The organism is Geothrix mesophila (assembly GCF_022808835.1).
GTDB lineage: Bacteria > Acidobacteriota > Holophagae > Holophagales > Holophagaceae > Geothrix > Geothrix paludis.
Map to the genome: position 1 here is coordinate 526,199 of NZ_JAKZLD010000001.1, position 19,147 is coordinate 545,345.

Sequence of the window (19,147 nt, forward strand, 5' to 3'; positions counted from 1 at the left end):
TTCCCGCTCAATCTCCGAGGCGGACCATCAGGTCCTGGAACCGCGGGTGCGACCGCACGGAATCCAGGTCGCCGTCGTGGAGGAACCAGCCCTTCTGGGTCAGCCCCCCGGCCACCGCGCGTTCGAGGCAGTCCAGACTTTCCTCCGGGGCGTGAGCCAGGGCGTGGATGCAGCCCAGGTTGTAGAGGAGCATGGGATCGTCGGGGTCCAGGCTCCGGGCCATCCGGGCCCAGGCCAGGCCTTTCTCCCGATCCCCCAGCGCCACCAGGGCGTTGGCCCCCAGGTAGCGGGCCCGCACATCGTCGGGCACCCGCTCCAGGCGCTCCTCCACCAGGGAGAGGCCAGCCCTGCGGGCGCGTTCGGCCTCATCCTCCAGGCCCAGGCTGTGGTAGACCTGCGCCACGAGCAGAATCGCCTGGAAGTCCTCCGGGCGGAGGGCCGCCGCCCACTCGAAGAACTCGATGGCCCGCTCCGGCTTGCCGGTGGCGAAACAGTGGCGCGCGTAGAAATAGGCAGCCTCGTAGAGGTTGGGGTCCAGCCGGAGGGCGGTCTCGAAGGCTTCCTCCGCCTCGTCGGCAAGCCCGGCCGCGGAGAGTGCCACCCCCCGGGATGCGTGGGCCTCAGCCAGGCCGGGGTCCAGCTCCAGGGCCTTCCGGCTGCATGACTCTGCCAGCTCCCTCTGCGTCTCGGCGCGATCCAGGTAGATGTAGCTGTAGGCCGCGCAGTTGGCCAGGCCAGCCCAGGCGGAGGGGAAGGCCGGGTCCAGGTCCAGGGAATGCCGGAACATCTGGGCAGCGAAACCCATGCCCTGACGGCTGAAGCGGAAATAGTACTGGCGGCCCCTCAGGTAGTAGTCATAGGCGTCCAGTCCCACCGCGTGCCTGGCATGCCCAGGGGCGGGCACATGCAGGGCCGAGGCCACGCACCGGATGACATCGTCGAGGGTGACGAAGAGCTCCTGGCGGCTGAAGACATAGGGCTTGGCCCAGGCCACCTTGCCCGATTTCACATCCACCAGGGTCGTATTCAGGGTCAGGAGGGTCCCTTCCTGCATGAGCGAGCCGGCCAGGATGGCGGTGGCGTGCAGCCGCCGGCCGACCTCCGCGGGCGAGAAGGGTGAGTCTCCATACCGGAAGGAGGTCGTCCTGGACAGGACCTGGAGGCCCTCGATCCGGTTGAGGCCCTGAAGCACCTCATCGGCGGTGCCTTCGCCGAGGTGGTCGTCGACGCCGTCAGGTCGCGGATTCAGGAAGGGCAGGACCGCGACCACCGCCAACCCTCTTCGCGCTTTCGGATGGAGCAGGGATCCCTTCGCGGCGGCCGATCCATATGACCGGGGGGACTTGCCCAGGTGCAGGGTCATGTTCCACCTCCAGGACAGATGTCATGGCGTGCGGGCCCAGGCTTGCTGGGTACATCAATATGAATAAAGGAGACTTCTGGCGTGTCTCCATCGGCGGGATCGAAAACCGGAGGCCGGGGTGGATGGACACACGCGCCCTCACCCGCAGGTGGTATCCAGCATGGGATGCGGGTTCAGTTGCGCAAGGGGAGGGCTCTAGCTCTCGACTTCTCCCAGCCGCAGATCGAACGGGATCCCGGCCCGCTTGCAGGCCGCGATGAAGCTCTCCTTGTCGGGGCATTTGAGGTAGGCCTCCATGGGCTCCACCTTCTTGTCCTTGATGAACTCGACCAGAGCATCGTTCATGAGCCTCTGGCCGTAGCTCCGGCCCGTCTGCATGGCGCTGGGGATCTGGAAGTTCTTGCCTTCGCGGATGAGGTTGGCGATGGCGGGGCTGATGAAGAGGGTCTCCAGGGCGGCGATGCGGCCGCCGCCGATCTTCTTGAGCAGGGTTTGGCTCACCACGCACTTGAGCGCGTCCGCCAGCATCACGCGGATCTGCTGCTGCCGGTCGGCGGGGAACTGGTCCACGATGCGGTCGATGGTGCCGATGGCGCTGCTGGTGTGCAGGGTGCCGAAGACCAGGTGGCCCGTGATGGCGGTCTCCAGGGCGATGGCGATGGTTTCCAGGTCGCGCATCTCGCCCACGAGGATGATGTCGGGGTCCTCGCGCAGGGCGGCGCGGAGGCCGTTCTTGAACCCGTCCGTATGGGTCCCCACCTCGCGCTGGTTCACCAGGCAGCCCTTGCGGGGATGCACGAACTCGATGGGGTCCTCGATGGTGAGGATGTGATCGTGGCGCTTCTGGTTGGCCAGGTCGATGATGGCCGCCAGGGTGGTGGACTTGCCGCTGCCCGTGGGACCGGTCACCAGCACCAGGCCCTTGGAGAGGTCGCAGAGGCGCCGGATGGGATCGGGGAGGCCCAGCTTGTCGGGGTCGGGGAGCTGGTTCGGAATCACGCGGCAGACCAGGCCGGGGCCGACGCGATCCATGAAGTAGTTCACACGCAGGCGGCAGCCGCCCGCCTCGTAGGCGTACGCGAAGTCGGCGTCGTGGTGTTCCTGGAAGTGATGCCAGGCCGCCGGGGTGGCCAGGGCCTCCATCATCTCCAGCAGGGTGGCGGGTTCCAGACGATCGAAACCCTCCATTTCCTTCATGTCCCCATGGACACGGACCAGGGGGGGTTCCATGGACGTGCAGTGGAGGTCGGAGCCCTGCTTCGAGAGAAGCGCCGAGAACAGACGCTCCGCCAGAGGATGGCCCTGACTCCGCTCGGACCGCAGGGGCGAGACCGCCGGAGCGGGTGGGGGAGCGGCCGGATGGGGAGGCACCGGCCCCTGCCATTCCGCGATGAGGACGGGGATCCCACCTTCCCGATCCAGCCGGATTCCGAAGGTCTGGCCGTCCAGTTCGTGCTGGAACTGGGCCTTTCCTTCCATCTGCCAGGAGGCTTTGAGGTCTCCAGGGACCACTTCACCGGCCAACACCTCCACCATCAGCGCGGGGAGGGGGTTGGGCAGGAGGTCCATGGCCTCGCCGGTCTTGAGCTCGAGGCGGGGTTTCTGGTCAGCCACCAAGTGGAGGCGGCGGCCTCCGCGAGCGATGACGTGGGACAGCAGCCGGTCGATCTGGGGCATGGACAGCTCCTGCTTAAAGGATGCCACGAGTCACAGCCTTCAGGGTTCGGCGGCGCCGGCCCGGGCGGTAGACTGGAAGGCGACCTTTTCGGGAGTGAGCATGAATATCCACGAATACCAAGCCAAAGAGCTGCTGCGGCAGTACAAGGTGGCCACGCCCGACGGGAAGGTCGCCCAGGACGCCGAAGAGGCCCGCATGATCACCAAGGAGTTCGGCGGAGCCAGCGTCGTCAAGGCGCAGATCCACGCCGGCGGCCGTGGCAAGGGCGGTGGCGTGAAGTTCGCGACGGATCCCGACAAGGCTGCGGAGCTGTTCAAGGCCATGATCGGCATGCAGCTCGTCACCAAGCAGACCGGCGCCGAGGGCCGCAAGGTCCGCACGGTGTTCATCTCCAAGCCCATCGACATCGAGCGCGAGCTCTACCTGAGCTTCCTCGTGGACCGCGTCACCAGCCGGGTCACCATCCTGGCCTCCACCGAAGGCGGCGTGGAGATCGAGGAGGTCGCCGAGAAGACCCCCGAGAAGATCGTCAAGGTCGCCATCGACCCGGCCCTGGGCCTCAGCGGCTTCCAGGCCCGCCAGGTGGCCTTCGCCCTCGGTCTCGAGGGTGACGCCTTCAAGAAGGGCGTGGTCTTCCTCCAGAACCTCTACCGGCTCTTCGTGGAGAAGGACTGCTCCATGGTGGAGATCAACCCGCTGGTCGTCACCAAGCAGGGCGATGTGACCGCGCTCGACGCCAAGATCGGCTTCGATGACAACGGCCTCGTCCGGCATCCGGACGTGCTGGCTTACCGCGACCTCAACGAAGAGGCCGAAGAGGAAGTCGAAGCCAGCAAGTACAACCTGAACTTCATCAAGCTGGACGGCAGCATCGGCTGCATGGTGAACGGCGCGGGCCTGGCCATGGCCACCATGGACATCATCAAGTACTGCGGCAGCTCCCCGGCCAACTTCCTGGATGTGGGCGGCAGCGCCACCGAGGACGCGGTGAAGAACGCCTTCCGCATCATCCTCCAGGACAAGTCCGTGAAGGCCGTGCTGGTGAACATCTTCGGCGGCATCATGCGCTGCGACATCGTGGCCTCCGGCATCGTGAACGCCGCGAAGGAGATCGGCATCAAGGTGCCGGTGGTTGTGCGCCTCGAGGGCACCAACGTCGAGGAAGGCAAGAAGATCCTGGCGGAAAGCGGCCTGAACCTCATCGTCGGAGCCGACCTGAAGGATGCCGCCGAGAAGGTGGTCGCCTCCATCAAGTAGGTCCATCCACGGAACCCGGAATCACATTTTCGAGAGGTATGACATGGCTGTTCTCGTGGGCAACCACACCAAACTCATCGTCCAGGGCATCACGGGCCGCGAAGGCCTCTTCCATGCCAAGGGCTGCCGCGACTACGGCACGAACGTGGTCGGCGGCGTGACCCCCGGCAAGGGCGGCACGGAGATCGAGGGCTTCCCCGTCTTCAACACCGTCAAGGACGCCGTGGCCAAGACCGGCGCCAACGCCACCATGATCTTCGTGCCCCCCGTGGCCGCGGCGGACGCCATCCTCGAAGCCCTCGACGCGGGCATCGAGCTGGTCGTCTGCATCACCGAGGGCATCCCCGTCCTCGACATGGTCAAGGTCAAGCGGGTGCTCCCCAACTACCCCAAGAGCCGCCTCATCGGCCCCAACTGCCCCGGGATCATCAGCCCCGGCCTGGCCAAGATCGGCATCATGCCCGGCCGCATCCACAAGCAGGGCAACGTGGGCGTCGTCAGCCGCTCCGGCACCCTCACCTATGAGGCCGTGGGCCAGCTCACCGCCCTGGGCATCGGCCAGAGCACCTGCATCGGCATCGGCGGCGACCCGGTCAGCGGCACCAGCCACATCGACGCGCTGGAGATGTTCAACAACGACCCCGACACCCACGCCGTCATCATGATCGGCGAGATCGGCGGCAGCGCCGAAGAAGACGCCGCCGCCTGGGTGAAGGCCAATATGAAAAAGCCCGTGGTGGCCTTCATCGCCGGCCAGACGGCCCCTCCGGGGCGCCGCATGGGCCACGCCGGCGCCATCATCTCCGGGGGCAAGGGCACCGCCGCCGAGAAGATGAAGGCCCTGACCGCCGCGGGCATCACCGTGGTGCAGAGCCCCGCCGACATGGGCAAGGCCCTGGCTGAGCGGCTGAAGTAGCCCTTCGATCCTGACCGGAACAAGGCGGCCCCTCGGGGCCGCCTTCGTTTTGCGCCTTCACGGGGCAGGGGCGGAGGCCGCATGATGACTGTCATGACGGCAAATTCTGGTTCCCGATCCGAATCCCGCCGGGGCGGGTTCCTGCGCAACCTCCGGCGCTTCCATGCCTGGGTGGGCCTGAGCGGAGCGGCCTTCGGCCTGCTCTTTGGATTGACGGGGTTCCTCCAGAATCACCGCGCCGTCATGAAGATCGAGGCGGGGCAGGTGGAGGCCCACAAGGTGCAGCTGGAGCTGGACCAGCCGCCGGCGACGATCGAGGATCTGGCGGGCATCCTGGCCACCCGGTTCGGGGTTCCCATGAGCCGCATCCGGTCGCGGGTGCTGCCTCCCAGACCCGCGCGGTTCGGCGGCCAGGATGTGAAAGCCTCCGCCCAGTGGCTGATTCAAGTGGGAGGCCACGCCCATTTCTCCCGCGCCATCTACCTGCCGGGCAACCGGACGGTGGAGGTGGAGCGGAGCGATGCGAACGTCGTCGAGACCCTCCAGCGCCTGCACAAGGCCGAGGCCGGGCAGACCGGCTGGATCCTGCTCACGGACTGCTTCGCGGGAGCCCTGGTCTTCCTTGCCCTGAGCGGGACGCTGCTCTGGACCCGGCTGGCGGGTCCGCGCCTCCTGTCCGCCTTCCTGGCCCTGGGTGGTCTGGCCACGGCCATCCTCGTCGCCTCCAGAGCCTGGTAGCGCCGCTATGCTGGGGGCGGAGGGCTCATGCTGATATCCAGAGAGATGGTCCTGGACCAGGACATCGGCCTCAACGCCACGCTGTTCGGCGGCGACATGATGTCCCGCATGGACAAGGTGGCGGGGATCACCGCCTCGCTCATGTCCCGGAACCGCCGGTTCCTCACCCTCAAGGTCTCCGAGCTGGTCTTCCACAGCCCCGTGCGAGCCGGGGAGATCATCGAGTTCTACGTGGCGGTCGCCCGGCAGGGGCGCACCAGCATGACGCTCCAGATCGAGGTGCAGGTCTACCAGCCCGTGTCTGATGCCCGGCGGGCCGTCACCAGCGGCGAATTCGTCATGGTGGCCGTGGACGAAGGGCAGCATCCCGAGCCCATCCTGTGGAAACCCGAGGCGGTCCAGGCCGCCGCGGAGGCCCACCGGGCCCGGAGCGGCCAGGCCTGAAGGGCGTATCCTGGTGGCATGACGGATCTCATCAAGGCCCATCTGGATCACCGCCGCGTCTGGCGGGATTTCGACTATTGCTATCCCGTGATTTCACGGCGGAGCCGCGGGGTGAGCCTGGGCGTGAACCTGAACCCGGACAAGGTCTGCAACTTCGATTGCGTCTACTGCGAGGTGGACCGGCTCACGCCCGCCAAACGGAAAGATCTGGACCTGGACCTGCTGGACAAGGAGCTGGGCCTGCTGCTGGACCTGGCCACCAGCGGCGAGATCTATGACATTCCACCCTTCGATTCGGCCCGCCCGGAGCAGCGGCGACTCAACGACATCGCCTTCAGCGGCGACGGCGAGCCCACCACGGCCCGCGAGTTCGCCGAGGTGGTGACGAGGGTCGCCACTCTCAAGAAACAGCGCGGCCTCGACCTGGTGAAGCTCGTGCTCATCACGGATTCGAGCCGCCTGCAGGCCCCGGAGGTGGTGAAGGGCCTGGAGACGCTCATGGCGAACCAGGGCGAGATCTGGGCCAAGCTCGATGCAGGCACCGAGGCCTTCTACCGCGAGATCTGCCGCAGCCAGGTGCCCTTCCAGAAGATCCTCGACAACCTCCTGGCCACGGCCCGGCGCTGGCCCATCCTCATCCAGACCCTCTTCCTCAGCTGGAAGGGGCAGGGGCCCTCCGCCGCCGAGGTGGCGGCCTACTGCGACCGGCTGGAGGCCATCCTGGCCCAGGGCGGCCGGCTCCGAGCCATCCAGCTCTACACGGTGGCCCGGCCCACGCCGGAAGCCGAGGCCCGCCCCCTGTCCCGCCAGGGGATGGACGAGCTCGCGGCGCAGGTGGGCGCCCGGCTGCCCAGCCTGCCGATCGAGGTCTACTACGGGCCGGAGGCCTGGGACTGATGCGCCCCCGATGGCCATTCGCCGCCGCGATCCTGGCGGCGGGGCTGGGCACCCTGCTGGGCTGCCGCTCCCGCCGCACGGCCCCGCCACCGCCACCGCCACCTCCGCCGCGCCTCCGCCTCGTGGCCGTGGGGGACATCCTCATGCACCAGGATGTCAAGGCTTCGGCAGAGCATGCGCCGCAGGGCTTTCCGGCGCTCTGGGCGGACCTCGTGCCCCTCTTCCGTGGCGCGGACCTGGCCTTCGGCAACCTGGAGACGCCCGTGGCGCCCACCACCGGCCGCCCTGGGGTGCCCTTCCAGTTCAATGCCCCGGCGGCCCTGCCGGGCGCCCTTCGGGCGAGCGGGTTCACCGTGCTCTCCACGGCCAACAACCATGCCTTCGACCAGGGGGCGAAGGGCGTTCGCGAGACCCTGGACCGCCTGCGGGCCGAGCAGCTGCTCGCGGTGGGCAGCGGGGAGGACCGGCCCAGGGCGGAGGCGCTCCAGATCGTGGAACGGCAGGGGCTGAAGGTGGCCTTCCTGGGGTTCACGGACATCTTCAATGTGAACCTCGACCGCAAGGCCACGGAACCCTGGGTGCGCCCCCTGGACCTGGAACCTGCCGTGGCCGCCGTGCGGGAGGCGCGCTCACGCGCCGACCTGGTGGTGGTGAGCGTCCACTGGGGCAACGAGTACCAGCGCCAGCCCACCAAACGCCAGCGGGACATCGCCAGGCGGCTGGTGGAAGCTGGCTGCGACCTGGTGCTGGGCCACCACCCCCACGTCCTGCAGCCCGCGGAAATCCTGGAGGCGGGCGGTCGCAAGGCCCTGGTGGCCTATTCCCTGGGCAACTTCATCAGCAACCAGGACCGCATGTACCGGGCCGACCTGTTCCCCGTGGCGGGGGGCGATAGCCGCGACGGCGCGGCGCTCCAGGCCATCTTCGAGCAGCGCCGGGACCTGGATGGGCGGACGCATGTGGCCCTGTCGGAGGCCTCCTTCGAGCCTCTGTGGACCGAGAACAACTGGGGAGCCCCTGCCGCGAAGCGGGAGATCCGCGTCATCCGCGTGGCTGCGGCCGAGGCCCGGGCACGGGCCGAGGTGGAGGCCCTCTCGACGCCTCAGGAGGGCCCGGAGGCCCAGGCCCGCCGGGCTGAGCTGCTGGAGAAGCAGGAATACCTCCGGACGCTCATCCTCCGGCGCCGGCGGATCACCGAGACCTTGGGCGAGGCGTTCGTCCGCTAGGTGCTATGCCAGGCCCAGTTCAGCCCGGTTCTCGTGCAGCACAGCGATGATGCGGGCCAGGTGCTCTTCCTCGGTGCCTCCCACGGCCTCCAGGAGCATGCGGAAGCCCTCGGCCACCTCGAAGCGGTCCACGCCCGCGGCGAAGGCCTTGTCCTTGAGCTTCTTCTTCACGCTCTTCGGCTCCAGGCCCTCGGTGCGGGTGGGGCGCACCAGGGCGCAGGCCATGACGAAACCCGTGATCTCGTCCGAGGCCAGCAGGGCCTTGTCCAGCAGGTGGTCGTAGGGGACGTTCCAGCGGGTGTAGTGGGCGCTGATGGCGTGGGCCAGCTCCGTCTCGCCCCGCTCGCGGAGCCAGGCGACGATGCGCTTGGGGTGCTCCTCCGGCCAGCTGTCGTAGTCCGCGTCGTGCAGCAGGCCCGCCAGGCCGAAGCGCCCGGCGTCCTCTCCCAGCTTCTCCGCGAGGTCGCGCATCACCAGCTCCACGGCCCGGGCATGGGTCCGCAGCTTCTCGGAGGGCGTCCATTGGCAGAGCAGGGTCCAGGCTTCATCGCGGGTGAGCATCGCAGGCCTCAGTAGATGGGGATGGCCGGGCTGAGCGGCGCGGGTTCGGGATCCCCGGGATAGCGCACGGACTCCAGGAACAGCCCCGAGGCCGGAGCCGCCTTGGCCGCCCAGTACAGATTCGCCGCCTCGGTGGGCGCATGGAGGTCCTCCAGCACCCGACGGGGTTCCTCTTCGCCCAGGGCGCAGGCCACAGAGGCGCCGACCATGCGCCGCACCTGGCGGCGGAAGAAGTGGGTGGCGCGGACCCGCAGCAGCACGAGGGATCCGGATTCGGCGACCTCGCAGCGGAGGATCCGGCTCAGCCCATCCTCCTCGGCATCCAGGTCCGCGAAGGAGCCCAGGTCCTGGTCGCCCTCGAAGGCGGTCCAGGTCTTCCGCAGCCGGTCCAGGTCCAGGCTGCGCTTCACCCACCAGATCCAGGGCTTGCCGAAGGCGCTCCGCCGCCGGCTGATCTGGTAGAGGTAGGTGCGGTCGACCGCGTCGAACCTGGCGTGGAAGCGCGGCGCGCAGGACCGGACGTCGCGGATGGCGATGTCCTGGGGCAGGGTGGCGTCGAAGATCCTGCGCAGCTCGCCGGGTCGCGGCGCGCCCTTGGTCTCCAGGTGCAGGTGGGCGACCTGGCCCAGGGCGTGCACGCCGGCATCCGTGCGGCCGGCGCCGCCCAGGTAGACCAGCCGCAGGCCCGCCTCGTGGATCGCGTGTTCCAGGCTGCCCGCCACGGTGCGGACGCCTTCGCGCACCTGCTTGGGGCCTTGCTTCTGCCAGCCGTGGAAGCGGCTGCCATCGTATTCCACCAGCAGGCGGAATGCGGTGTAGGGAACGGGTTTCGCGGCCACCATCAGGCTCCGGCGACGGATTTCACCGCCTCGATGAGGGCCGCGGGATCGTGGATCGGCTTCGAGATGTAGCCTTCCGCGCCCGTCAGCTCCAGGTACTTTTCCCGGTCTCCGAACATGGCGTGGGCGGTGGCCAGCAGCACGGGGATCCGGCGGGTGGCCTCGTCCCCCTTGAGCAGCTTGGTGATGAAAATTCCGTCCACCTTCTGGCCCTGGTAGCTCGAGCGGGAGAGGCTCACGTCCATGATGATGGCCTTCAGGTCGGCCTCCCGGGCGAGCCGGAGGATCTCGTCAACCTCTTCCGACACCAGCACCTCGTAACCGCCCTTCTTGATCAGCACGGTCTGGATGAACTTGATGTTGATCGGATCGTCCTCCACCAGGAGGATTCGCTCTGCCATGGCTGCCTCGTTTGCACCAGCCTATCGGCAATCAGTGGTAAGTTCCCTCTTTTTGCTGTCTTTCCAGGTCGTCCAGAAGGCTGTCCGGCACCTTGAGCCCGCCCCGGCCCGCGCCCAGGCGCAGGCCCGGTTTGTTGGCGCCGTGGTAGTCGCTGCCGCCGGTGACCACCATGCCCAGGCGCGCCGCCAAGGCCACGAAGTGCTTCTGTTCCGCCGCCCGGTATTCGCCGTAGTAGCCCTCCAGGCCCTCCATGCCCTCGCGCTGGAGGTCCTTCATGGCCTCGTCCCAGCGGAAGGAACCGCCGGCGAACCGGCCGGGGTGTGCCACGACGGGCACGCCGCCGGCCTCCCGGATCCAGCGCGCCGCCTCCGCGGGGCTCAGTTCTTCCCGGGGTACGAAGCCCGGGCAGTCGTCCCCGATGAGGCGTTCGAAGGCCTCTGGCGCCCGCTTGACGAAGCCCCGGGCCGCGAGGGCCTTGGCGAAATGGACCCGGGAGATGAGGGGGGTCTCGGCCTGGGCCCGGACATCTTCGTAGGTGATGGGGCAGCCCAGCTCGGCCAGGCGGGCGAGCATGCGGCGATTGCGGTCATCCCGGCGCAGCCGCAGCTCATCCAGGCGGCCCTGGAACCGGGCGTCGGCGGGATCCACCAGGAGGCCCAGCACGTGCAGGGAACGGCCCAGGAAGCGGCAGCTCAGCTCAGTGCCCACCAGGAGGCGCACCTTCACCTTCGGCTGCATGGCCAGGAACTCCGGGATGCCGCCCAGGGTGTCGTGGTCCGTGAGGCAGAGGGCCCTCAGCCCGGCCTCCTCGCCAAGCAGCGCCAGGCGCTCCGGCGTATCAGTGCCGTCCGAGTGGAGGGTATGGCAGTGGAGGTCGATCAATGGGTACCTGGTGGATGGGCTCGCCCCGGGGACGCCTCCGGCACGGACCGGAACGAGGACCCGGGGCGGGGCAGGGCCCCAGCTCGAAAGCTTGCGCTACTGGACGAAGTTCGAGGCGCTCTGGGCCTCGTCCACAGGCTCATCCATGGCCAGGCGGCGGAACAGCTTCACGTCGGCCAGGGACAGGATGCTCATGTAGGCAAAGCCGCTGAAGAAGAGCCAGAGGAAGGGCACCGAAGCCCACTTGCGGATGTAGATGGCCACGAAGAGGGCGGCGAAGTAGTAGACCGCGAAGCCCAGTTCCAGGAAGGTCAGCAGGCTCTTGGGCACCTTGTAGGCCCGCTTGGTGACGGACTTGCCGTTGGCGTCCACGCCGTACTTGGGGGTGCGCTTGAACTCCTTGTCGTCCGTGAAGAATCCTTCCATCACGGCCTTGGCCTGGTTCAGGGCGAGGCCGATGCCCAGGCCCATGAGGCCGGGGATGTACTTGAGGCGGGTCTTCCAGCCGGTGTTGTCGGTCAGCTCTTTCTGGGAGAGGCCGAAATAGAGGCCCACGCTCACCGCGTTCAGCAGGAAGAAGGGGCCGTCCGTGAGCAGCAGGACATGCATGGGGGTCCCGGCCCGGAAGATCATGCTCGGCACCATGATGATGCTGAGGATCACCATCAGGATGTAGTTGCAGTTGGCGGTCAGGTGGAACCAGCACTCCAGCTTGGTGTGCAGGCTCTCGTCGGACTTCCAGATGGTCTTCATGAGCTTGCGGATGACCTGGGCGTTGCCCTTGGCCCAGCGGTGCTGCTGGCTCTTGAAGGCGTTGACCTCCACGGGCAGCTCGGCGGGGACGACGAGATCCTTGAGGTAGACGCCCTTCCAGCCCTTGAGCTGGGCGCGGTAGGACAGATCCGCGTCCTCGGTGATGGTGTCGTGCTCCCAGCCGCCGGCGTCGGCGATGGCGGACACGCGCCACATGCCGGCGGTGCCGCTGAAGTTGAAGAAGGCATGGGACCGGTGGCGGGCCGTGTGCTCGAAGACGAAGTGGCCGTCGAGCAGGATGGCCTGCACCTGGGTCAGGAGGGAGAACTCGCGGTTCAGGTGGGCCCAGCAGCCCTGGACGAAGGCCACCTTCCCGTCGGCGAAGTGGGGCACGGCCTTGCGGAGGAAGTCCTCCGTGGGCAGGAAGTCCGCGTCGAACATGGCCACCAGCTCGCCCTTGGCGACCTTGAGGCCTTCCGAGAGGGCGCCGGCCTTGAAGCCCGTGCGGTCCGTGCGGTGCAGGTAGTGGATGTCGAAGCCCAGGGCCTTGTAGCGGTCCACCACGGCGCTGGCCACCTTGACGGTCTCGTCCGTGGAGTCGTCCAGCACCTGGATCTCGAGCTTCTCCTTGGGCCAGTCCATCTTCACGACGTGGTCCATGAGGCGCTCGATGACGTTCATCTCGTTGAACACCGCCAGCTGCACGGTGACCACCGGCAGGTAGGTCGCGTCGCCCACGGGCTGCGGCACGTCCTTCTTGTGGCGGTAGTAGAGCAGCAGCATCCAGAGGCGGTGCGCGCCGTAGATGCTGAGGATGGTGAGCAGGGTGAAGTAGGTGCCGAGCACGATGGTCTTGACGACTTCCAGCACGGAATGGGCCTCCAGGGGCCCGGGGGTCGCGGGCCTGCCGTAATTGTGCCATGGAGAGTCGGAAAAACCACGAAAAACATGACAATCTACCACTCCATTTCCGATCCGTCCGATAGGATGCTGGCATGGCCGACCTCGACAACTTGAACCTCCCCAGGACCATCGGTCGCTATCAGGTGCTCCGCCTCCTGGGTTCCGGGGCCATGGGCAGCGTGGTGCTCGCCGAGGATCCCCGCATCAAACGGAAGGTGGCCATCAAGCTCATGAAGCTGGATGCGGTGCGGACCGAAGCCGACCAGCACGAGCACCTGATGCGCTTCCAGCGCGAGGCCGAGGTGTCCGGCCTGCTGAACCACCCCGGCATCGTGGCCATCTACGACGTGGGCGAAGAGGAGGGCTACGGGCCCTTCCTGGCCATGGAGTACGTGCCCGGCAAGCCCCTGGACGGGCTGATGAAGGAGGGCGGCCCGCTGCCGAACAAGGAGAAGCTCCGCATCGCCGCGGGCATCGCCGAAGCGCTGGACCACGCCCATGCCAAGGCCATCGTCCACCGGGACGTGAAACCCGGGAACGTCATGGTGGGCGAGGACGGTCGCACCAAGCTCATGGACTTCGGCATCGCCAAGCGCGAGGACGCCAGCCTCACCCAGACGGGCACCTTCCTCGGCACGCCCAGCTACGCCAGCCCTGAGCAGATCCGCGAAGGCAAGGTGGACAGCCGCTCGGACATCTTCAGCTTCGGCGTGCTGGTCTTCGAGCTGATGAGCGGCCAGTCCCCGTTCCCCGGCACCTCCATCAACACCATCCTCTACCGCATCGTCAACGAGCCGCCCGCGGAGGTTCAGCCGCCGGTGCTGGGCGTCCTGCCCGACGGGTGGCACCGGGTCTTCGACAAGGTGCTGTCCAAGCGCCCCGAGGACCGCCACCCCACCTGCACGGCCTTCGTGCGCGACCTGCTGGACGCCGTGACGGACATCGCCAAGGAGGACCGCCGCGAGCTCCTGGGCATCCTCAAGATGAACGGCGAGGCGCCCATACCCGCGATCCGCTCCACCGCCTACGACGAGACCATGGTGGTGGCCCGTCCCGAGCCCCGCGGTACCGGCCGGATCTGGATCGCCGCGGCCGCCGTGGCCATCCTGGCCGTGGGTGGCTGGTTCCTGTTCCGGGGCCCGAAGGCCGCCCGCCTCCAGATCAATTCCCAGCCCACGGGCGCCAAGGTCTTCGTGAACGACCTGGCTGTGGGCGCCACGCCCATGAACCAGCCCCTCCAGGCGGGCGACACCCTGCGGATCGAGCTCAAGGGCTTCCGGCCCCTGACCTATGCCTTCAAGCCCGGCGAGGCCCCGCCGGTCTTCCCCCTGGAGCCCATCATCACCGAGGAGGTCATCGATTCCGTGCCGCCCGGGGCCACGGTGGTGCTGGATGAGAAGGCCCAGGAGGGCGTGACGCCCCTCAAGGTGCGCTGGAACCAGGGCCAGCCCCACCGCCTGACTCTCACCAAGGAGCAGCTGGGCTTCGCCTCGGACTTCGCCCCCGGCGAGGTCCCGGCCGGCCGTGCCTTCGAATTGAAGGAGGCCACCACCGCCGACACACGCCAGGAGCCGGCCCTGGACCCCAATGCCCCCGGAACCCTCAAGCTGGCGGGCGCCTTCGGTGTGCGCGTGAAGGTGGATGGCAAGGACATGGGCGATCTCGCCCCCGGTGCCAAGCTGCCCCTGCCTCCCGGTGCCCACAAGGTGGAACTGACCAGCGCCCGGCACTACTTCAAGGACAGCCGGAACCTCAGCGTCACCGCCGGCCAGACCCTGCCCCTGAACCTGCCCGCCCTCGCGACCCTCACCGTCGAGACCTTCCCCGGCACCGGCAAAGTCCTTGTGGACGGTCAGGACACCGGCATCGAAAGCGACGGCAGCGGCGTCAAGCTCGCCGAAGGCCGCCACACCGTCACCGTCCGAGGCCCCAAAGGCACCAAGAGCGAGACCGTGGAGGTGCGGGGAGATAAGGGGTTGAGGTTCCCGTTGTGAGATGAGGTCCGGAAGGTGGGTCGCGCGTCTTTTCGGATTCTTTCAATTGCTATTGCTATTTTCTAGCTCCAATCATCCACACCCAATTTGGGTCATAGAGATTACTGAATACAGTCTTTCCTGTTTTCCGCTCCTCTACATTTATATTTATCTATAAATAAAATTATTTCTCCAATATTTATTTAACCAATTATCATAATTTAGATAAAACTCATCATCTGCTACTTCTAGGTGCTCAAATGGCATATGCAAAACTAGAATTTTCAAAGGGTGAGATCACAAGGGCTGGAAATATTCTAAGGGATCCTTCATCAAGGCGTGAGGACCTTTGGTGGGCATTAACTGTGTTGAGTAATTTTCGAGCCGCGCATTATTATCCCATCAATACATTTCAGGCAACGCTTAGGCAGAAGTTGAAATCCATCGATTCTTCAGCGCTCGTTGCTCGTCGTCTCAAACGAACCCCATCCATTGTCGCAAAACTAGAACGAGAATCAGGAATGGATTTGTTGAGAATGCAGGATATTGGTGGCCTTAGGGCAGTCGTAAAAACACTCAAGCAAGTTCGAGCTTTATATGACAATTATAAGCAAACAAATTTTCTGCATAAATTATCTGGCGAAAAAGATTATATTAATTCACCTAAAATTTCAGGGTACAGGAGTGTACATTTGATTTATAGATACTATAAAAATGATATTATTGACTATAATGGCTTACGATTAGAACTTCAAATTAGGACTAAAGTCCAGCATGCTTGGGCCACAGCTGTGGAGACTCTCGGCACCTTTATTGATCATTCTTTAAAATCGAGCGAGGGTCCAGAAGAATGGCTTTCGTTTTTCTCTCTGGCGGGTTCCGCCTTCGCTCACCTGGAAGGTTGTAATCCAGTACCAGGCTACGAGCAATTGTCAGCAATCGATACCTATAAACTGACAGCGAAACGTGCGATTGAGTTATCCGTCTTTGACCAACTTACTACATTCAGCTCAGCCGTAAACACATTGAGTAATACCAAATTAAAGGGCAGTTATTATCTCTTGGTCTTAGATCCAAAGAACAAGACAGTTTTCTATCGTCCTTACTCAAAAGAACGCCTTCAAGAGGCAACGGAAGATTATCTTACTGAAGAGAAAAAGGCCATTGAAGGCTCAAAGACTCAAGTTGTCTTGGTGGCTGCAGATTCTATCACTTCACTAAAGCGTGCCTATCCAAATTACTTTCTTGATACGCACGAATTTTTAAACTTAATTACTAGAGTTTCATCAATTGCTTCGAAATGACATGCCCACTAGTGCGACCTAGCCATTCGATCAACTCGGCCCCACGCATTCTCTCAGCATTTCGCTCCCCTGGACCCGTTCGCCGACTCGGTGCAGACGGGTCCGGTTGCCTTCCTTCGTTGCCGTAGCATCATCTGGCCGTTTGTCATGATCGACGCCGATTCAACCATTCGGCCCCCAGAAACGACCGTTCGGCGGTTTCTGCTGCTGGCCGACCTCAGGTCCGGTTTCATGGGTGGGTCCCGCGAGGAGCTCATCCCGTATGCCATTCCTTTCCAGCGACCTTCAGCCGCATCCGGCGCCCGCGCGCGTGGCGACCTACGCCCCATGGCTCAGGCCGAAGCGGGCGGGGTGGCAGGTCCCTCTGGCCGGAGCCGCGGCACACGATGCCCGCCAGGTTCTCCGGTTGGATCGGCTGCAGGAGCTCTCCAGCTTCGAGGCGTTCGAGGAGCACCTCGCCACCGTGCTGAACAGCGGCGTGTGCGTGTTCTTCGACGGGGCGGAACCATTGCTGTTGGCCGGACAGGGCACCGCGGGCGCCGTGAGCGGCCTGCGGATCGCGATCGGGCTGGATGAACGCGGGGCTTCCCGCTTCCATGTCCTGGGCCCGGGCGTCGATGCCTCCTTCGCCATGGCCGACGGGGCCTTCCTGGCCGGTGAATCCGACCGCCGGCGGATCGACCTGATCCGCTACTGGTACCAGCACGCCAAGCCCCATCTCATCAAAGCCTGGACCGATTCACGGTCCTTCCACCCTCCGGTCGGGCCCCACGACGCGGCCTAGGGGAGGAAGGATTCCCTCCACGTCACCCTGCGGGTGACGTGGAGGCCGCAGGGCTGGCTGCGACCTCGGCAGGGGTGCAAGTGAAAGCCCGGCTCTGCCGGGCTTTCACGCGGGGGCCCGGGGGTATGCGCGAAGCGCGGGACCCCCGGACAGCATTGGTTGGGGAGGAAGGATTCGAACCCTCGGTACGCAGGATCAAAACCTGCTGCCTTACCACTTGGCTACTCCCCAGGCGGAAAGGCAAGCATAGCGCGGGTTCGCGTCCCGCCCAAGCCCTCAGGTCCGGAGCGCGGCCTCAGGAGCTGGTCTTGGGGGTAAAGCCGAATTCCTCGACGCTCAGAAGGTCGGGGCGCACCTGGGCGGCTTCGCCGCGCTCGAGGCGGCTGAGGGCGCGGTGACCGGTGGCGGTCTCATAGGCCAGCAGCACCTTCTCCTCGATCTGCTCGCGGAGGGGGTTGTTCAGGGGATAGGCGATGTCCTTGAAGCTGCCGTCCCGCTTGCGGCGGCTGGGCATGGCCACGAAGTAGCCGTCCTCGCCTTCCACCACCCGCAGGTCGCCCACCAGGAAACAGTCGTCGATGACCAGGGCCGCGAAGGCCCGCAGCTTGTCGTCGCCTTCCACCTTGGTGATGCGGATGTCGGTGATGTTGAGCATGGCGGTCCCCGGGTCCTCGGCCTCCGTCCTCAGGGGCGGAGCCGATCTCCAGGTTAGCCGATCTCGACCCAGCCCCACTGGCGGCCGGTGGTCTCGCCGCGGCGGTAGGAATAGAGCAGGTCGGGGCGGCACACGGTGCAGAGGGCCACGCTGCCCTCCTTCGCGGGGTCCAATCCGAGATCCAGGGCCTGGGCGCGCAGGAACCCGTGCAGGTCGAGGTGGGCCTTGCCGGGAGGGCCTTCGCTGCGCAGGGCCTCGTGCCAGGCGGTGTCCTGCCGGGCGGCTTCGACGACTTCGTCGCCCACTTCGAAGTGGCAGGCCAGGATGGCCGGACCGAAGGCCCAGACGAGGTCGGCCGGGTGCCCTCCCAGGGCGCGGTAGCGTGCCGTGCCGCGGCGCAGGATGCCGCCGCCGGGTCCGGGGTCTCCATGGCCCGTGGCGCCCCGCCAGCCCGCGTGCAGGGCGGCCGCCCACGGCGTTCCGTCCGCCAACGGCCCCGCCAGCAGCACGGGCACGCAGTCGGCCACGCGCACTCCGATGCGGACACCGGGCGTGGTGGTCCAGAGGCCATCGCCCTCGACGACCGCATCCGCGGCTTCCACGATGCCGCAGCGATGCACCTGGTTCAGGCGCCGGGAGGGCAGGGCCTCCGGGGGATCGAGGCGGGTGGAGAATCCCCAGCTCAACGGGAAGGGAGGCTGGACGGATGGGACGAGCAAGGCCTCAGCCCTTGGAGCCGAGCCTGGCTTCCAGCCACGACTTGATGCGGTTGGCGTCACCCAGCCGCGAGTACTTGCCCCAGGAATCCAGCAGAACGATGAGCACCGGGCGGTTGGCCAGCATGGCCTGCATGACCAGGCAGCGGCCGGCCTCCTCGATGTAGCCGGTCTTGGAGAGGCCGATGGTCCAGCGGGGGCTGCGCACCAGGGCGTTGGTGTTCGGGAACTGGATGCTGCGGCGGCCCGACTGGATGGTAGTTTCGGGTCGGGTGGTGAAGTCGCGGATTTCGGGATAGCGGTAGGCCGCTTCCATGATGCGGGCCAGATCGTGGGCGGTCGCCACATTGCCGGCGGAGAGGCCTGTCGGATCCTCGAAGCGGGCGGCCTCAAGGCCAAGGGTCTTGGCCTTGGCGTTCATGGCCTCGACGAAGGCGGAGAGGCCGCCGGGGAAGGTGCGGCCGAGGGCGTGGGCGGCGCGGTTCTCGGAGGCCAACAGGGCCAGGAGCAGGGCCTGCTCCCGGGGCAGGTGGGTGCCCACGGGCAGGCGTGACTTGCTGTGGCGCAGCATGTCCATGTCATCCCGGGTGATGGTGAGCATCTCCTGGGGATCCAGCCGGGCGTCCAGCAGGACCATGGCCGTCATGAGCTTGGTGAGCGAGGCGATGGGCTGGATGGCCCCGGCCTGCTTCTCGATCAGGGCCTGGCCGGTGGTCTGGTCCAGCACCAGCGCCGAGGCCGACTTGAGCGACAGCTTGGTCTGGGGGCGGGAGGCCGCTTGCAGGGCGGTGAGGCCCACGAAGCACAAGATTCCCAGCCTCTGGATTCCCCGTTTGAATCCCATGCCTGCTCCATG

Annotated in this window: 19 protein-coding genes and 1 tRNA gene; 9 read left to right on the plus strand and 11 right to left on the minus strand. The window is 66.1% G+C overall.

The genetic code is table 11. The features are described 5' to 3' along the window. Positions 1–7: 7 nt before the first annotated feature. Positions 8–1,363, minus strand: a complete 1,356-nt coding sequence (locus tag MLG87_RS02440) for a TPR end-of-group domain-containing protein (RefSeq protein WP_243293635.1) — start codon at positions 1,361–1,363, stop codon at positions 8–10. A gap of 195 nt (positions 1,364–1,558) precedes the next feature. Then, positions 1,559–3,040, minus strand: a complete 1,482-nt coding sequence (locus MLG87_RS02445) for a type IV pilus twitching motility protein PilT (RefSeq protein WP_243293636.1) — start codon at positions 3,038–3,040, stop codon at positions 1,559–1,561. Between the two features lie 100 nt (positions 3,041–3,140). On the opposite strand from MLG87_RS02445, the gene sucC reads away from it, so the two are divergent. The 6 genes from sucC (at position 3,141) to MLG87_RS02475 (ending at position 8,519) form a co-directional block, all read left to right on the plus strand. Beyond that, complete coding sequence (gene sucC / locus MLG87_RS02450) at positions 3,141–4,298, plus strand: ADP-forming succinate--CoA ligase subunit beta (protein WP_243293637.1); 1,158 nt, start codon at positions 3,141–3,143, stop codon at positions 4,296–4,298. A 43-nt stretch (positions 4,299–4,341) separates the two neighbouring features. Beyond that, positions 4,342–5,214, plus strand: a complete 873-nt coding sequence (gene sucD / locus MLG87_RS02455) for a succinate--CoA ligase subunit alpha (protein ID WP_243286236.1) — start codon at positions 4,342–4,344, stop codon at positions 5,212–5,214. Between the two features lie 81 nt (positions 5,215–5,295). Next, positions 5,296–5,952, plus strand: coding sequence for a PepSY-associated TM helix domain-containing protein (locus MLG87_RS02460; protein WP_243293638.1), 657 nt, complete (start codon positions 5,296–5,298; stop codon positions 5,950–5,952). Positions 5,953–5,979: 27 nt separating this feature from the next. Beyond that, the gene (locus MLG87_RS02465; RefSeq protein ID WP_243286234.1) at positions 5,980–6,396 is read left to right on the plus strand and encodes an acyl-CoA thioesterase; all 417 of its coding nucleotides are present in this window, start codon (positions 5,980–5,982) and stop codon (positions 6,394–6,396) included. Positions 6,397–6,414: 18 nt separating this feature from the next. After that, on the plus strand, positions 6,415–7,293 hold the full coding sequence (locus tag MLG87_RS02470; RefSeq protein ID WP_243293639.1) for a radical SAM protein: 879 nt from the start codon (positions 6,415–6,417) through the stop codon (positions 7,291–7,293). Then, on the plus strand, positions 7,293–8,519 hold the full coding sequence (locus MLG87_RS02475) for a CapA family protein (protein WP_243293640.1): 1,227 nt from the start codon (positions 7,293–7,295) through the stop codon (positions 8,517–8,519). The genes MLG87_RS02470 and MLG87_RS02475 overlap by 1 nt, the downstream gene beginning before the upstream one ends. A gap of 3 nt (positions 8,520–8,522) precedes the next feature. Here the strand turns inward: MLG87_RS02475 and MLG87_RS02480 are convergent, their stop codons facing one another. From MLG87_RS02480 to MLG87_RS02510, 5 genes are all read right to left on the minus strand, one after another. After that, complete coding sequence (locus MLG87_RS02480; RefSeq protein ID WP_243293641.1) at positions 8,523–9,080, minus strand: HD domain-containing protein; 558 nt, start codon at positions 9,078–9,080, stop codon at positions 8,523–8,525. Between the two features lie 8 nt (positions 9,081–9,088). Then, a complete protein-coding gene (locus tag MLG87_RS16010; protein WP_279341045.1) occupies positions 9,089–9,922 on the minus strand; it encodes a tRNA pseudouridine synthase A in 834 nt (277 codons plus the stop codon). Next, complete coding sequence (locus tag MLG87_RS02500) at positions 9,922–10,320, minus strand: response regulator (RefSeq protein WP_243286229.1); 399 nt, start codon at positions 10,318–10,320, stop codon at positions 9,922–9,924. The genes MLG87_RS16010 and MLG87_RS02500 overlap by 1 nt, the downstream gene beginning before the upstream one ends. Before the next feature lie 31 nt (positions 10,321–10,351). Beyond that, positions 10,352–11,203, minus strand: a complete 852-nt coding sequence (locus MLG87_RS02505) for a PHP domain-containing protein (protein WP_243293642.1) — start codon at positions 11,201–11,203, stop codon at positions 10,352–10,354. A gap of 96 nt (positions 11,204–11,299) precedes the next feature. Further along, positions 11,300–12,826 carry a cellulose synthase family protein gene (locus tag MLG87_RS02510; RefSeq protein WP_243293643.1) on the minus strand — a complete coding sequence of 509 codons (1,527 nt, stop codon included), beginning with the start codon at positions 12,824–12,826 and terminating at the stop codon, positions 11,300–11,302. 125 nt (positions 12,827–12,951) lie between these two features. On the opposite strand from MLG87_RS02510, the gene MLG87_RS02515 reads away from it, so the two are divergent. The 3 genes from MLG87_RS02515 to MLG87_RS02525 all read left to right on the plus strand — a co-directional run bounded on the left by MLG87_RS02515 (position 12,952) and on the right by MLG87_RS02525 (position 16,920). Then, positions 12,952–14,853: a serine/threonine-protein kinase gene (locus MLG87_RS02515; RefSeq protein WP_243293644.1), complete on the plus strand. Its 1,902-nt coding sequence runs from the start codon at positions 12,952–12,954 to the stop codon at positions 14,851–14,853. Between the two features lie 239 nt (positions 14,854–15,092). Beyond that, entirely contained in the window at positions 15,093–16,136 is a 1,044-nt protein-coding gene (locus MLG87_RS02520) for a RelA/SpoT domain-containing protein (RefSeq protein ID WP_243293645.1), read from the plus strand. Between the two features lie 262 nt (positions 16,137–16,398). Beyond that, a complete protein-coding gene (locus tag MLG87_RS02525; RefSeq protein WP_243293646.1) occupies positions 16,399–16,920 on the plus strand; it encodes a hypothetical protein in 522 nt (173 codons plus the stop codon). 156 nt (positions 16,921–17,076) lie between these two features. On the opposite strand, the gene MLG87_RS02530 is transcribed toward MLG87_RS02525, so the two are convergent. From MLG87_RS02530 to MLG87_RS02545, 4 genes are all read right to left on the minus strand, one after another. Continuing rightward, positions 17,077–17,151: transfer RNA gene (locus tag MLG87_RS02530), tRNA-Gln, on the minus strand. A gap of 64 nt (positions 17,152–17,215) precedes the next feature. After that, positions 17,216–17,575: a SpoVG family protein gene (locus MLG87_RS02535; protein ID WP_243293647.1), complete on the minus strand. Its 360-nt coding sequence runs from the start codon at positions 17,573–17,575 to the stop codon at positions 17,216–17,218. 53 nt (positions 17,576–17,628) lie between these two features. Then, complete coding sequence (locus MLG87_RS02540) at positions 17,629–18,294, minus strand: purine nucleoside phosphorylase YfiH/LACC1 family protein (protein WP_243293648.1); 666 nt, start codon at positions 18,292–18,294, stop codon at positions 17,629–17,631. A 4-nt stretch (positions 18,295–18,298) separates the two neighbouring features. Further along, entirely contained in the window at positions 18,299–19,135 is an 837-nt protein-coding gene (locus MLG87_RS02545) for a serine hydrolase (RefSeq protein WP_243293649.1), read from the minus strand. Positions 19,136–19,147 lie beyond the last annotated feature (12 nt).